Here is a 12,643-nt window from a genome sequence, read left to right as displayed (position 1 = left end):
CCTTCACGCTCTTAGTGACAACCCCTTTTCAAAGGTTTCCACTTTAATTAGTGGCAGGTCTACCTGGATTCGAACCAGGGAATGGCGGCATCAAAAGCCGCTGCCTTACCGCTTGGCGATAGACCTACAGGTGATAGTCAAAAAACCATCAAAACATGGTGCGGAAGAAGAGACTTGAACTCTTACACCTTGCGGCGCCAGAACCTAAATCTGGTGCGTCTACCAATTCCGCCACTTCCGCATCTATTCCTAATTGCTCTTTAAAGAACATTTAGGAATGGTGGCTACGACGGGATTCGAACCTGTGACCCCATCATTATGAGTGATGTGCTCTAACCAGCTGAGCTACGTAGCCATTACCATGTTGTTTTGTTCGTTTCGATTCGTTTCCGTCTCGTTGGAACGGGGCGAATTATGCGTATCTAAGCGAGAGCCGTCAACAGTTTTTTTGAAGAAATCGGGATAAATGAATCGTTCGATTCCTTTTTAAACAAAGAGGCGTGTTAACGGTCGAAAACTGCTAATAAAATGACAATGTCTCGTTCACCAATTTGGCAGTGATTACTGGGGGAATAAAAAAAGCCAGCATCGTTGCTGGCTTTTAAACTCAATAACTTGCGCAAAAAATGGGCAGTTAATTATACGTTGAAGCGGAAATGAACCACATCACCATCTTTTACGATGTAATCTTTGCCTTCAAGACGCCATTTACCTGCATCTTTCGCGCCGCTTTCACCTTTGTATTGGATAAAGTCGTCGTAACCAACAACTTCAGCACGAATGAAGCCTTTTTCGAAGTCAGTGTGGATCTTACCCGCTGCTTTTGGTGCAGTTGCGCCTACAGGGATAGTCCATGCGCGAACTTCTTTAACGCCTGCAGTGAAGTAAGTGTGAAGGCTCAGCAATTCGTAACCTGCGCGGATCACGCGGTTTAGACCTGGTTCTTCGATACCCATGTCTGCTAGGAACTCTTCGCGCTCATCATCTTCAAGCTCAGCCATTTCAGATTCGATTGATGCACAAACAGGTACAACAACGTTGTTTTCTTTTGCTGCAAACTCACGAACCGCGTCTAGGTAAGGGTTGTTTTCGAAACCATCTTCGTTCACGTTAGCGATGTACATCGTCGGCTTAAGCGTTAGGAAGTTTAGGTAACCAACCGCTGCTAGTTCTTCTTTAGAAAGATCTACTGTGCGCGCTGAACCACCTTCAGTAAGAACTGGAAGTAGCTTTTCTAGTACAGCTAGTTCAAATTTAGCGTCTTTGTCGCCGCCTTTTGCTTTTTTAGCGTTACGTTGAATCGCACGCTCACAAGAGTCTAGGTCAGCTAGAGCAAGTTCTAGGTTGATCACTTCGATGTCTTCGATCGGTGATACTTTACCTGCAACGTGAATGATGTTTTCGTTTTCAAAACAACGAACAACGTGACCAATTGCGTCAGTTTCACGGATGTTAGCTAGGAATTTGTTACCTAGACCTTCACCGCGAGATGCACCCGCAACTAGGCCTGCGATGTCTACGAATTCCATCGTAGTCGGCAGTACGCGCTGAGGGTTCACGATTTTTGATAGCGCATCTAGACGTAGATCTGGCACTGGAACCACACCAGTGTTTGGTTCGATAGTACAGAACGGGAAGTTTGCTGCTTCGATACCCGCTTTAGTTAGTGCATTGAACAGAGTTGATTTACCTACGTTTGGTAGACCAACGATGCCACATTTAAAACCCATGATTGTAACCTTATTCAGCTTTGAACGTGTGTAAGCGGTTTTGTGCTTTGCTTAGGCCATCTTTTAGTAAGATGTCGAGACAGCGAACGGCTTCATCCGCTGCTGCTTCTAGTTGCTCATGCTCTTTAGCAGGTGCTTTGCCTAGCACATAACCAGCCACTTTATCTTTGTGTCCCGGATGGCCAATGCCAATACGAAGACGATAAAACTCTTTGTTATTGCCTAATTTGCTAATGGTGTCACGCAAACCATTGTGACCACCATGACCGCCGCCTTTTTTAAATTTAGCGACACCAGGAGGTAAGTCTAGCTCGTCATGAGCGACCATGATTTCTTCTGGTTTAATTTGGTAGAACTTAGCCAGCGCTGCCACGGCTTTGCCAGATAGGTTCATAAAAGTGGTTGGGATCAATAGGCGCAGATCCTCACCATTTACCATGATACGTCCAGTAAGACCAAAGAACTTTGGCTCATTCTTTAGCGTAACGTTATGAACGCGAGCTAACTCCTCCACGACCCAAGCGCCCGCATTATGGCGAGTCTTAGCGTATTCAGGGCCAGGGTTAGCCAGTCCGACAAGAAGTTTGATCTGTTGAGTCACGGTTAGGATCTCTCTGGAATCTCAAAAAGCGCAGTATAATAGCACACAATTTTGCTGTCAGGCGAGGTTGTGGATGACTGGCTTGATCAAGCAATAAAAAAACACCCCTAAAAAGGGGTGTTTTCAATTCGGTCTAATCGAAGTGATTAGTTGAACATCGCAGAGATAGACTCTTCGTTGCTGATACGACGAATCGCTTCAGCAAGCATGCGAGATAGGCTTAGTGTAGTTACTTTGCCAGTCGCTTCCATCTCTTTAGACAGAGTGATTGAGTCAGTTACGATCACTTGGTCTAGTACTGAGTTTTTGATGTTGTCTGCAGCGTTGCCAGAGAAAACAGCGTGAGTTGCGTAAGCGAATACACGCTTAGCACCGCGCTCTTTAAGCGCTTCAGCTGCTTTACATAGAGTACCACCAGTATCGATCATGTCGTCTACGATCACACAGTCGCGACCTTCAACATCACCGATTAGGTTCATTACTTCAGAAACGTTTGCACGTGGACGACGTTTATCAACGATAGCGATATCGATATCACCTAGTGCTTTTGCTGTTGCACGAGCACGTACTACGCCACCTAGGTCAGGTGAAACCACAACTGGGTTTTCTAGACCACGAGATTGCATGTCTTCAAGTAGTACTGGCGTACCGAAGATGTTGTCTACAGGTACATCAAAGAAGCCTTGAATTTGCTCTGCGTGTAGGTCGATAGTTAGAACGCGGTCTACACCAACGTTAGACAGGAAGTCAGCCACTACTTTTGCAGTGATTGGCACACGAGCAGAACGTACACGACGGTCTTGGCGAGCGTAACCAAAGTAAGGGATTACTGCTGTAATACGGCCCGCAGAAGCGCGGCGCATTGCATCAATCATTACGACAAGTTCCATTAGATTGTCGTTAGTTGGTGCACAAGTCGATTGGATGATGAATACATCACTACCACGTACGTTTTCGTTGATTTGTACAGCAACTTCGCCGTCAGAAAAACGAGAAACACTTGCATCACCTAAAGAGATGTAAAGACGATCAGCAATACGTTGGGCTAGTTCAGGTGTTGCGTTACCAGCAAATAGCTTCATATCAGGCACGGTGGAAACCTCAGGTTTGCGTCCAGTTTTTAAATAGATGTGTTGTGGGCTAAACGGTAGTTAGCCAGTGTGCGGTAGAGCGGCGAAATATTGTTTCCTTTTGCCACAAATGCCGTCACATTGTCAGGAAGTTGTTCGAGTACATTTCTCGCGCCGTTTTCGCTCGAAAATTCGGCAAATACGCATGATCCTGTACCTGTCAGTCTTGACGGCGCGTATTGTAGCAGCCATGAAAGTTGCTTATCAACCTCTGGATAAAGCAATCGCACAATTTTTTCGCAATCGTTTCCGTAATCGCTCTTAAGAAGCACGGATAATGGGCGTTTTGGCGTGTTTCGAGTTAAATCCGGGTGGGTAAAAATATCGACTGTTGCAATGCTTACATTTGGTCTTACGACCAAGTACCATTTTTCTTCTGGTTCAACCTTGCTTATCTCCTCACCAACACCTTCAGCAAACGCTGCATGACCACGAACAAATACGGGTACGTCAGCGCCCAATTTTAGTCCAATCTCTGCCAATTGATCTTCGCTGCAATTGGTTTGCCATAAATAATTGAGAGCAACGAGCACAGTTGCAGCATTCGATGAACCGCCACCAATGCCACCGCCCATCGGCAAAATCTTGTTGAGTTGAATATCTGCGCCAAATTGACAACCGGTAAACTGTTGCAAGGCGACAGCTGCACGCCAGATAAGATTCTCTTCGAGCGCTACCCCAGGGATCTCAGGTGTTAGGGTGATATCGCCGCTGTCGTTAGCGGTGATGGTCAGATCATCACCATGATCCAAAAATTGGAATATAGTTTGCAGTTCGTGATAACCGTTGGCACGACGTCCGGTGATGTAGAGAAAGAGGTTGAGTTTGGCGGGTGAAGGCCAATGCGTGGTTTCGCGAATCATTACTTAAAGGTCCACTTAGAAATGACCAAATTAATGGTGGTGTCGTTCTGTTTTAATTTCAATTTGTGTGGGACAGGCAAGGTCGAACCTAAAAACTGCACGTCTTGATAGCTCGAGTAAAACAGTTGCCATGTTTGTCCGTTAATGGTTTTGGTTAGCGAGGCTAAGGTTTCTCTCTCGTTAACGGTAAAGCTGTCGGCGTTGGTAGGTTTACCAAGTAGCCAGTCATTGAGTTGTTCAACTGGAATATTCAGACCCGTAAGACGTGAAATCAATCGGTCGGCACTCACATCGGTATACACATCATCTTCATAAGTTTTTACTTTCGCACCGGTTGCATCAACGCTCAAATTCAGCACGGTCTGGCCTAAAAAGGTAGATAAACGCAGTTCTTGGTTTTCAGGTGCTTGCTGCCAATGAAAACTGAGAGATTCTCTTTGCTGGGGGGAAATGTAACCAAGTTTTCCTGCCGCTGAATAACGCTCAATTTGCTCAAGTCTTTGCTGATGAGCTTGCCACTCGACACTGGTGTAACTGTCTTCTATTGAGCTACAACCATTGAGTAACAAAAGTGAAAACGTAAGACAAATGAGTTTTAAGGGGAGTCGCAAAACCATGGCGAGTAGATTTCCTTAATTGGCACGGAGAATGGCGGTTACTATAACACTGAAACGACTGGTTACCCTTATTTATGCGAGAAAATCAGCGTTCAACAGTACTATTCAAATTGATTGCTAGAATCTTATTTTACCTGCGATATTATGCATAATCACTGGCGTTAATTGAAAACAGTTGGGTGATCCCCTTTTATTCATGGGGGGCATCAAGTAAAATTCCGTCCCTGTTTTAATTCTTCAAGAATCAGAGAACCCACAATACATGTCATTGCTTGCTCTTGGTATCAATCATAATACGGCCTCAGTAGAACTGCGCGAGAAAGTTGCGTTCGGGCCGGATAAGCTACCTTTGGCACTGCAACAATTATCGCAAAACCAATTGGTTAGCGGTGGTGTTATTGTTTCTACTTGTAATCGCACTGAAATTTATTGCGATGTGAAAACCGCAAGTAAAAACAAGCTGATTGATTGGCTCGCACAGTTTCATCAAGTTAATGCCGAAGAACTGAAACCCAGCATTTACATTCATGAAGAGCAGGCTGCTATTCGCCATTTAATGCGCGTTGCTTGTGGTCTGGACTCTTTGGTTCTTGGTGAACCGCAAATATTAGGTCAGGTAAAGCAAGCCTTTGCTGACTCTCGTGCTAGTGAGGCAGTCAATGCCACGATGGAAAAATGGTTTCAAAAAACATTTTCCGTGGCGAAACGCGTACGCACCGAGACCGATATTGGCGGTAATGCAGTGTCGGTAGCTTATGCCGCATGTACATTAGCCAAACACATTTTTGAATCACTTCAACAATCCACCGTGCTGTTAGTTGGTGCGGGTGAGACGATTGAACTGGTAGCAAAACATTTAGCTGCGAATGGTTGTGCCAATATGATTGTCGCAAACCGAACGAAAGAACGTGCGCAATTACTCGCGGATCAATTTGGTGCGGAAGTGATCAGTCTGCCAGAAATCCCAGAGCACTTATCACGTGCAGATATCGTGATAAGTTCAACGGCGAGCCCTTTGCCTATTATTGGTAAGGGTATGGTAGAAAGTGCACTGAAACAGCGACGTTTCCAACCTATGCTATTAGTCGATATTGCCGTACCACGCGATATTGAAGCGCAAGTCGGTGAGATTAATGACGCTTACTTGTATAGCGTGGATGATTTGCAATCGATTATTGATAGCAACATCGAACAACGTAAAGTTGAAGCGATTCAAGCCGAAGCGATCGTGAGTGAAGAAAGTGCTGCCTTTATGACTTGGCTGCGCTCACTACAAAGTGTCGATAGCATTCGTGAATTTCGCCAAAATGCCAATGAGATCCGAGAGGATCTGCTAAATAAAAGTATTCAAGCTCTTGCTGCTGGTGGTGATCCAGAAAAAGTCTTAGTGGAGTTAAGCAACAAACTCACTAACCGACTAATTCATGCCCCAACACGCGCCCTGCAAGTGGCAGCAGAGCAAGGTGAGCCCGCAAAGCTTGCCCTCATTAGACAAAGTTTGGGTCTAGATGACCCGCTATAACTAAAACCCTGAGTTAAATATATGAAAGCCTCTATTCGTATTAAGCTAGAAACGTTAGTAGAACGTTATGAAGAAGTGCAACACCTACTTGGTGACCCAAGTGTCATTAGTGATCAAGACAAATTTCGTGCGCTATCAAAAGAGTACTCTCAATTAGAAGAAGTCACTAAGTGCTTCCAAGCTTATCAGCAGGCTGAAGAAAACCTTGAAGCTGCCGAAGAGATGGCAAAAGAAGACGACGCAGAAATGCGTGAAATGGCTCAGGAAGAAATCAAAGAAGCAAAAGAAGAAATTGAGCGTTTGAACGACGAGCTGCAAATTCTATTGCTACCAAAAGATCCAAACGATGATCGTAACTGTTTCCTAGAAATTCGTGCCGGTGCGGGCGGTGATGAAGCCGGTATTTTTGCTGGTAACTTGTTCCGTATGTACTCGAAATTTGCTGAGAAGAAAGGCTGGCGCATCGAAGTGATGAGCTGCAACGAATCTGAGCAAGGCGGTTATAAAGAAATGATCGCGAAAGTGAGTGGTGATGGTGTTTACGGTGTATTGAAATTTGAGTCAGGCGGTCACCGCGTGCAACGTGTGCCTGAAACTGAATCTCAAGGCCGTGTGCATACCTCTGCTTGTACGGTTGCAATCATGCCAGAAATTCCAGAAGCGGAACTGCCAGAAATTAAAGCTTCAGATCTGAAAATCGATACGTTCCGTTCATCGGGCGCGGGTGGTCAGCACGTTAACACGACCGATTCTGCAATCCGTATTACTCACTTACCAACGGGTACAGTCGTAGAGTGTCAAGATGAGCGTTCGCAACATAAGAACAAAGCGAAAGCAATGGCCGTGCTAGCAGCGCGTATCGTGCAAGCAGAAGAAGCGCGCCGCGCAGCTGAAGTGTCAGATACTCGTCGTAACCTACTAGGTTCAGGTGACCGTAGTGACCGTATCCGTACTTACAACTACCCACAAGGTCGTGTTTCTGATCATCGCATCAACTTGACGGTTTACCGCCTAAACGAAGTGATGGAAGGCGACCTAGCGAGCTTGATTGAACCTGTAATTCAAGAACACCAAGCAGACCAGCTAGCGGCTCTAGCAGAGAACAACTAACTTCATGGCTGCGTCAAACAGTGTGGAAAACACACTTAAGCGTGCCACGTTACAACTTCAAGAGAGCGGCAGTGATTCGCCGTCTCTTGATGCTGCAGTGTTACTTTGCCACGCGTTGAACAAACCGCGATCATTTTTGCTGACTTGGCCGGAAAAAGAGTTAAGTGAGCAAGAACTTGTTCCGTTTGAATCACTACTGGCGCGTCGTTTAACGGGTGAGCCAGTGGCTTATATTGTCGGTGAGCGTGAATTTTGGTCGATGCCTTTAGAGGTGTCGCCAACCACACTCATCCCACGTCCTGATACTGAACGTCTCGTAGAGCTTGCGCTGGATAAAGCGTTGACCAGCGACGGCGATATTTTAGATTTAGGTACAGGCACGGGGGCAATCGCACTGGCATTAGCATCAGAATTGCCAGCACGTAAGGTGTTCGGTATCGACTTGATGCCAGATGCCCAGCAACTCGCCACTCGTAATGCTCAGCGTTTAGGTATCAAAAATGCGAGCTTTCTAGCAGGCAGTTGGTTTGAACCGCTCAAAGCTGGTACGCAGTTTGCTGTTATCGTCTCAAACCCTCCGTATATTGAAGAAAACGACCCACATTTGACGCAAGGCGATGTTCGTTTTGAACCGCTGAGTGCGTTAGTTGCGGCCGATAATGGTTTGGCGGATATTCGTCATATTACCGATATCGCACGTGGTTTTTTGCAGGATGACGGTTGGTTGCTGTTTGAGCATGGTTACGACCAAGGCGTTGCAGTGCGCACAATTTTCCACGATTTTGGCTATCAAGAAGTCGAAACTTTCCAAGATTACGGACATAACGACCGAGTAACTTTAGGCCGTTACACGAAATAATAAGAGAGCGAAGAGATGTACGAAGGACTGAAACATTTTCATTTACTGACCATTGCATTAAGTGCCACCTTGCTATCGGTACGTTTTGTCTTGTTAATGGCGAACTCACCGCTAAGAGAGAATAAGTTTCTTAAGGTATTTCCACATATTAACGATACGGCATTGCTATTATCGGGTGTTGCACTGATTGTGCTGTTTATTCCGTGGTCAGCAGCGCCTTGGCTACCGTCAAAGTTAACTTGCGTATTAGCGTACATTGCCCTTGGCTTCTTTGCGTTAAAGCTGGCAAAAAATAACCTGTTACGCATCTTTGCCTTTTTAGGTGCATTAGGCTGGCTGATGATGGCCGGTAAAATTGCGATTACGAAAACTCCGCTACTATTTTGATTGGATGAGAAGTGATGCAACAGTGGTTTGATGAAAATTTTGACGCGATTGAACTTGCTGAAGGCGCGTTGATTCTAAACCAAGCGATTGATCCTGAAACTCAAGTGGATTGGGCTACAGCGCAAATGCAACAAATGTTGCAGGAAGCGGAATTGGCGCTGGTTTATGAAACGCATCCTCAACAGCGTTTTGATGCTTTTTTACGCCTGTTTTATCATCAGTGGGGCTTCCAGGGTGATAAGGATGCCTACTTTGATTCTGCGAATGCGTTTTTAGATAAGGTCATCGAGCGTCGTAAGGGGATACCTGTCAGCTTAGGGGCATTGCTGCTCTATTTTGGCAAACAATTGGGTTTTCCAATTGAAGGCATTACCTTTCCAACCCAGTTTGTGGTTGTGTTGCATTGGCCTGATCATCCGGTTCAATATGTGAATCCCTTTAATGGTGAGTACATTTCGGAGCACACTCTTCGAGCGTGGCTCGTTGGCCAAAAAGGGCCATTCGCACAGTTGAAACCGAAGCATTTAAAAGTGGCGGATCATCCTACCGTAATTGGTCGTTGGTTAGCGCTGATCAAAAGTGCATTATTGCGAGAAGAGCGCTATACACTGGCTTTGCGCTGTAGCGACTTAGCTCTTACGTTTGCTCCAGACGATCCGTATGAAATTCGAGATCGCGGCTTTATCTATCAGCAGCTAGACTGTCATCAGATGGCTTTGTTAGATTATCAGTATTTTATTGACCAGTGTCCGGAAGATCCGGCTGCTGACCTATTGAAAAATCAAGTACGAGCCATGAGTAAAACTCAGGTTACGTTGCACTAAGTACCGCCCGTATGCTGGTACTGAGTTGATTATAGAGAGAAGAAGATGGAACAGAAAATCGTTCATGTTGGTGATATTCCAGTTGCTAACGACAAGCCGTTTACCTTATTTGCTGGTATGAACGTTCTAGAGTCTCGCGATCTAGCAATGCAGATTTGTGAGCACTACGTAAAGGTTACGGAAAAGCTAGGCATCCCTTACGTATTTAAAGCGTCTTTTGACAAAGCAAACCGCAGTTCAGTGCATTCTTACCGTGGTCCTGGTCTAGAAGAGGGTATGAAGATTTTCCAAGAGCTAAAAGATACTTTTGGCGTGAAAATCATTACTGACGTACACACGGAAGCACAAGCACAACCAGTGGCTGACGTGGTTGACGTGATTCAATTGCCAGCTTTCCTTGCTCGTCAAACTGACCTTGTTGAAGCAATGGCCAAAACAGGCGCGGTAATTAACGTTAAAAAACCTCAATTTATGAGCCCTGGTCAAGTAGGCAATATCGTTGAGAAATTTGCTGAATGCGGTAACCATAACGTGATTCTATGTGAGCGTGGTTCTTGCCACGGTTACGATAACCTAGTTGTAGATATGCTTGGTTTTGGTGTGATGAAACAAGCATCAAACGGTAGCCCAATCATCTTTGATGTGACTCACTCGCTACAAATGCGTGATCCATCAGGTGCAGCATCAGGTGGTCGCCGTGAGCAAACCGTTGAACTAGCAAAAGCAGGTTTAGCGACGGGTATTGCAGGTCTATTCATTGAAGCGCATCCAAACCCAGATCAGGCGCGTTGTGATGGTCCTTCAGCATTGCCTCTAGACAAACTAGAGCCGTTCCTAAAACAGATGAAAGACCTTGATGATTTGATCAAGAGCTTTGCGCACATCGATATTCGTTAATCGAGATAACGCACAATCTCAAGAGCTGCCGAATGGCAGCTTTTTTTATGCGTGAATTTCCCGAACTATCGCGACTGTAGACCGCGCTGCAGTTATCATTTCGTTAGTAGTTAAACGTTTGCTTGTGATCTTTTGTTCAACCAAATGTAAGTCTTCGCTTTTGTTGCACTTTATGGTTAAAAATATAGTGATCGATGTTGCATTAACATGAAAACCAAATGTTCAATAAATTGGATTAATTTAGACTGTGTCGAGTTTTACTCTCCGACAACACGTAACCGCAAGCGAGTTAACGTGACATAACATCAACAGGAGAGTAACTGGCAGTGGATTCTATAAGTTTAAAGGTATGACTATGACGCAACGCCTTATCGTAAAAACGGCACTGAGTGCCGCAATTCTTGCAACGCTAGCTGGTTGTGCAACCACAACAGAAAACAACTGGGAAGCAGACAAGACGTACAAACTCACCGTACTTCACACCAATGACCATCATGGTCGTTTCTGGGAAAACCAATACGGTGAGTATGGTATGGCTGCTCGCAAGACTTTGATTGATCAGCTACGCACTGAGATTAAAGCTGATGGCGGTAGCGTATTGCTTCTATCTGGTGGCGACATTAACACGGGTGTACCAGAGTCAGATCTACAAGATGCAGAACCTGATTTTAAAGGTATGAGCAAAATTGGTTACGATGCAATGGCGCTGGGTAACCATGAGTTTGATAACCCACTAGACGTATTGATGAAACAGAAAGAGTGGGCCAACTTCCCAATGCTTTCAGCAAACATCTACGATAAGAAAACTGGCAAACGTATGTTCCAGCCATACCAAATGTTTGAAAAGCAGGGTCTAAAGATTGCGGTTATCGGCCTAACTACCGAAGACACGCAAAAAATTGGTAACCCAGAGTTCATCGGTGGCATCGACTTCCGTGATCCAAAAGAAGAAGCGAAAAAGCTGATTGCTGAGCTACACCAAACTGAAAAACCAGACCTTATCTTTGCAGTGACGCACATGGGTCACTACGAAAATGGAAACCGCGGTGTCAATGCTCCGGGCGATGTGGCGCTAGCTCGTTACCTAAATGAAGGTGATCTAGATATGATCGTTGGTGGCCACTCACAAGAGCCTGTGTGTATGGAAGCGCCAAACGTTATCAAGAAAAACTTCCAGCCATCTGATGAATGTAAACCAGACATTCAAAATGGAACACATATCGTTCAAGCATACGAATGGGGTAAATACGTAGGTCGTGCGGACTTTGAATTCCGCAATGGTGAGCTAAACATGGTGAGCTACGATCTGATCCCTGTAAACTTGAAGAAAAAAATCAAAGTGGACGGCGAGAGCAAGCGCGTATTTATTGAAGATGAAATCGCGAAAGACCAAGAAATGGTGGAATTCCTACGTCCATTCCAAGAAAAAGGCCAAGATCAGCTAAACGTTAAGATTGCGGAAACTAACGGCAAACTTGAAGGTGACCGTAACATCGTTCGTTTTGAACAAACCAACCTAGGTCGTCTAATCGCAACTTCTCATATGACTCGTGCAAAAGCAGACTTTGCGGTAATGAACTCTGGTGGTGTGCGTGATTCTATCGACGCGGGCGACGTTACTTACAAAGAAGTTCTGACGGTACAACCATTTGGCAACATCGTGACTTACGTGGATATGTCAGGTAAAGAAGTTCTAGACTACCTAAATGTAGTAGCGACTAAGCCAGTTGATTCAGGCGCTTACGCACAATTTGCTGGTATCTCAATGACGGTAGCAAACGGCAAAGTGTCTGACGTGAAAATCGACGGCAAAGCACTAGATATGGATAAGACATACCGCTTTACAGTGCCAAGTTTTAACGCTGCTGGTGGTGACGGTTACCCTAAAGTATCGACTCACCCTGGTTACGTAAACACAGGTTTTGTGGATGCTGAAGTATTGAAAGACTACCTAGAAGCGAACAGCCCAGTTGATGTGAACAAATTCGCACCAAAAGGCGAAATTGTTTACAAGTAATCGCTATTGACTCAATGTCATAGATCGCATTAACTAGAGCGGCACCAATTGGTGCCGCTTTTGTATTTAACGACACTCATCACTAT

General features: G+C 45.2%; 12 protein-coding genes and 3 tRNA genes. 7 read left to right on the top strand and 8 right to left on the bottom strand.

Annotated elements, in window-relative coordinates; all coding sequences use genetic code 11:
* Positions 1 to 51: 51 nt before the first annotated feature.
* From Vt282_RS09965 to lolB, 8 genes are all read right to left on the bottom strand, one after another.
* Positions 52 to 126, bottom strand: a tRNA-Gln gene (locus Vt282_RS09965).
* Between the two features lie 30 nt (positions 127 to 156).
* Positions 157 to 241: transfer RNA gene (locus Vt282_RS09960), tRNA-Leu, on the bottom strand.
* A gap of 37 nt (positions 242 to 278) precedes the next feature.
* A tRNA-Met gene (locus tag Vt282_RS09955) sits at positions 279 to 355 on the bottom strand.
* A 283-nt stretch (positions 356 to 638) separates the two neighbouring features.
* Positions 639 to 1,730, bottom strand: coding sequence for a redox-regulated ATPase YchF (gene ychF, locus Vt282_RS09950; protein WP_162045839.1), 1,092 nt, complete (start codon positions 1,728 to 1,730; stop codon positions 639 to 641).
* Positions 1,731 to 1,740: 10 nt separating this feature from the next.
* Positions 1,741 to 2,331, bottom strand: coding sequence for an aminoacyl-tRNA hydrolase (gene pth / locus Vt282_RS09945; protein WP_114767888.1), 591 nt, complete (start codon positions 2,329 to 2,331; stop codon positions 1,741 to 1,743).
* Positions 2,332 to 2,477: 146 nt separating this feature from the next.
* Positions 2,478 to 3,422, bottom strand: coding sequence for a ribose-phosphate pyrophosphokinase (locus tag Vt282_RS09940; protein ID WP_162045840.1), 945 nt, complete (start codon positions 3,420 to 3,422; stop codon positions 2,478 to 2,480).
* A gap of 29 nt (positions 3,423 to 3,451) precedes the next feature.
* Positions 3,452 to 4,324, bottom strand: coding sequence for a 4-(cytidine 5'-diphospho)-2-C-methyl-D-erythritol kinase (gene ispE, locus Vt282_RS09935; RefSeq protein WP_162063292.1), 873 nt, complete (start codon positions 4,322 to 4,324; stop codon positions 3,452 to 3,454).
* Positions 4,324 to 4,941 (bottom strand): lipoprotein insertase outer membrane protein LolB, encoded by a 618-nt coding sequence (gene lolB, locus Vt282_RS09930; RefSeq protein WP_162045842.1) that lies wholly within the window; start codon positions 4,939 to 4,941, stop codon positions 4,324 to 4,326. The genes ispE and lolB overlap by 1 nt, the downstream gene beginning before the upstream one ends.
* 262 nt (positions 4,942 to 5,203) lie before the next feature.
* Between lolB and hemA the strand changes: the two genes are divergently transcribed.
* The 7 genes from hemA to ushA all read left to right on the top strand — a co-directional run bounded on the left by hemA (position 5,204) and on the right by ushA (position 12,557).
* Entirely contained in the window at positions 5,204 to 6,463 is a 1,260-nt protein-coding gene (gene hemA, locus Vt282_RS09925) for a glutamyl-tRNA reductase (protein ID WP_162045843.1), read from the top strand.
* Between the two features lie 21 nt (positions 6,464 to 6,484).
* Positions 6,485 to 7,573 (top strand): peptide chain release factor 1, encoded by a 1,089-nt coding sequence (prfA, locus tag Vt282_RS09920; RefSeq protein ID WP_162063291.1) that lies wholly within the window; start codon positions 6,485 to 6,487, stop codon positions 7,571 to 7,573.
* A gap of 4 nt (positions 7,574 to 7,577) precedes the next feature.
* A complete protein-coding gene (prmC, locus tag Vt282_RS09915) occupies positions 7,578 to 8,432 on the top strand; it encodes a peptide chain release factor N(5)-glutamine methyltransferase (protein WP_162063290.1) in 855 nt (284 codons plus the stop codon).
* A 15-nt stretch (positions 8,433 to 8,447) separates the two neighbouring features.
* The gene (locus tag Vt282_RS09910; protein ID WP_162063289.1) at positions 8,448 to 8,819 is read left to right on the top strand and encodes a SirB2 family protein; all 372 of its coding nucleotides are present in this window, start codon (positions 8,448 to 8,450) and stop codon (positions 8,817 to 8,819) included.
* 14 nt (positions 8,820 to 8,833) lie between these two features.
* The gene (locus Vt282_RS09905; protein WP_162063288.1) at positions 8,834 to 9,643 is read left to right on the top strand and encodes a SirB1 family protein; all 810 of its coding nucleotides are present in this window, start codon (positions 8,834 to 8,836) and stop codon (positions 9,641 to 9,643) included.
* Between the two features lie 45 nt (positions 9,644 to 9,688).
* Positions 9,689 to 10,540: a 3-deoxy-8-phosphooctulonate synthase gene (gene kdsA, locus Vt282_RS09900; protein WP_162045846.1), complete on the top strand. Its 852-nt coding sequence runs from the start codon at positions 9,689 to 9,691 to the stop codon at positions 10,538 to 10,540.
* Positions 10,541 to 10,895: 355 nt separating this feature from the next.
* Positions 10,896 to 12,557: a bifunctional UDP-sugar hydrolase/5'-nucleotidase UshA gene (gene ushA, locus Vt282_RS09895; protein WP_162063287.1), complete on the top strand. Its 1,662-nt coding sequence runs from the start codon at positions 10,896 to 10,898 to the stop codon at positions 12,555 to 12,557.
* Positions 12,558 to 12,643 lie beyond the last annotated feature (86 nt).

It is taken from the genome of Vibrio taketomensis, assembly GCF_009938165.1.
Classification (GTDB): Bacteria; Pseudomonadota; Gammaproteobacteria; order Enterobacterales; family Vibrionaceae; genus Vibrio; species Vibrio taketomensis.
Note: the sequence above shows the minus strand (reverse complement) of the source record. Positions and strands in the feature narration are given on the sequence as shown.

What these genes read in the sequence shown, in the direction of transcription:
- ychF (WP_162045839.1), bottom strand. Translation starts at nt 1,730, where the DNA reads ATGGGTTTTAAATGTGGCATCGTTGGTCTACCAAACGTAGGTAAATCA.
- ispE (WP_162063292.1), bottom strand. Translation starts at nt 4,324, where the DNA reads ATGATTCGCGAAACCACGCATTGGCCTTCACCCGCCAAACTCAACCTC.
- lolB (WP_162045842.1), bottom strand. Translation starts at nt 4,941, where the DNA reads ATGGTTTTGCGACTCCCCTTAAAACTCATTTGTCTTACGTTTTCACTT.
- hemA (WP_162045843.1), top strand. Translation starts at nt 5,204, where the DNA reads ATGTCATTGCTTGCTCTTGGTATCAATCATAATACGGCCTCAGTAGAA.
- prfA (WP_162063291.1), top strand. Translation starts at nt 6,485, where the DNA reads ATGAAAGCCTCTATTCGTATTAAGCTAGAAACGTTAGTAGAACGTTAT.
- prmC (WP_162063290.1), top strand. Translation starts at nt 7,578, where the DNA reads ATGGCTGCGTCAAACAGTGTGGAAAACACACTTAAGCGTGCCACGTTA.
- Vt282_RS09910 (WP_162063289.1), top strand. Translation starts at nt 8,448, where the DNA reads ATGTACGAAGGACTGAAACATTTTCATTTACTGACCATTGCATTAAGT.
- Vt282_RS09905 (WP_162063288.1), top strand. Translation starts at nt 8,834, where the DNA reads ATGCAACAGTGGTTTGATGAAAATTTTGACGCGATTGAACTTGCTGAA.
- kdsA (WP_162045846.1), top strand. Translation starts at nt 9,689, where the DNA reads ATGGAACAGAAAATCGTTCATGTTGGTGATATTCCAGTTGCTAACGAC.
- ushA (WP_162063287.1), top strand. Translation starts at nt 10,896, where the DNA reads ATGACGCAACGCCTTATCGTAAAAACGGCACTGAGTGCCGCAATTCTT.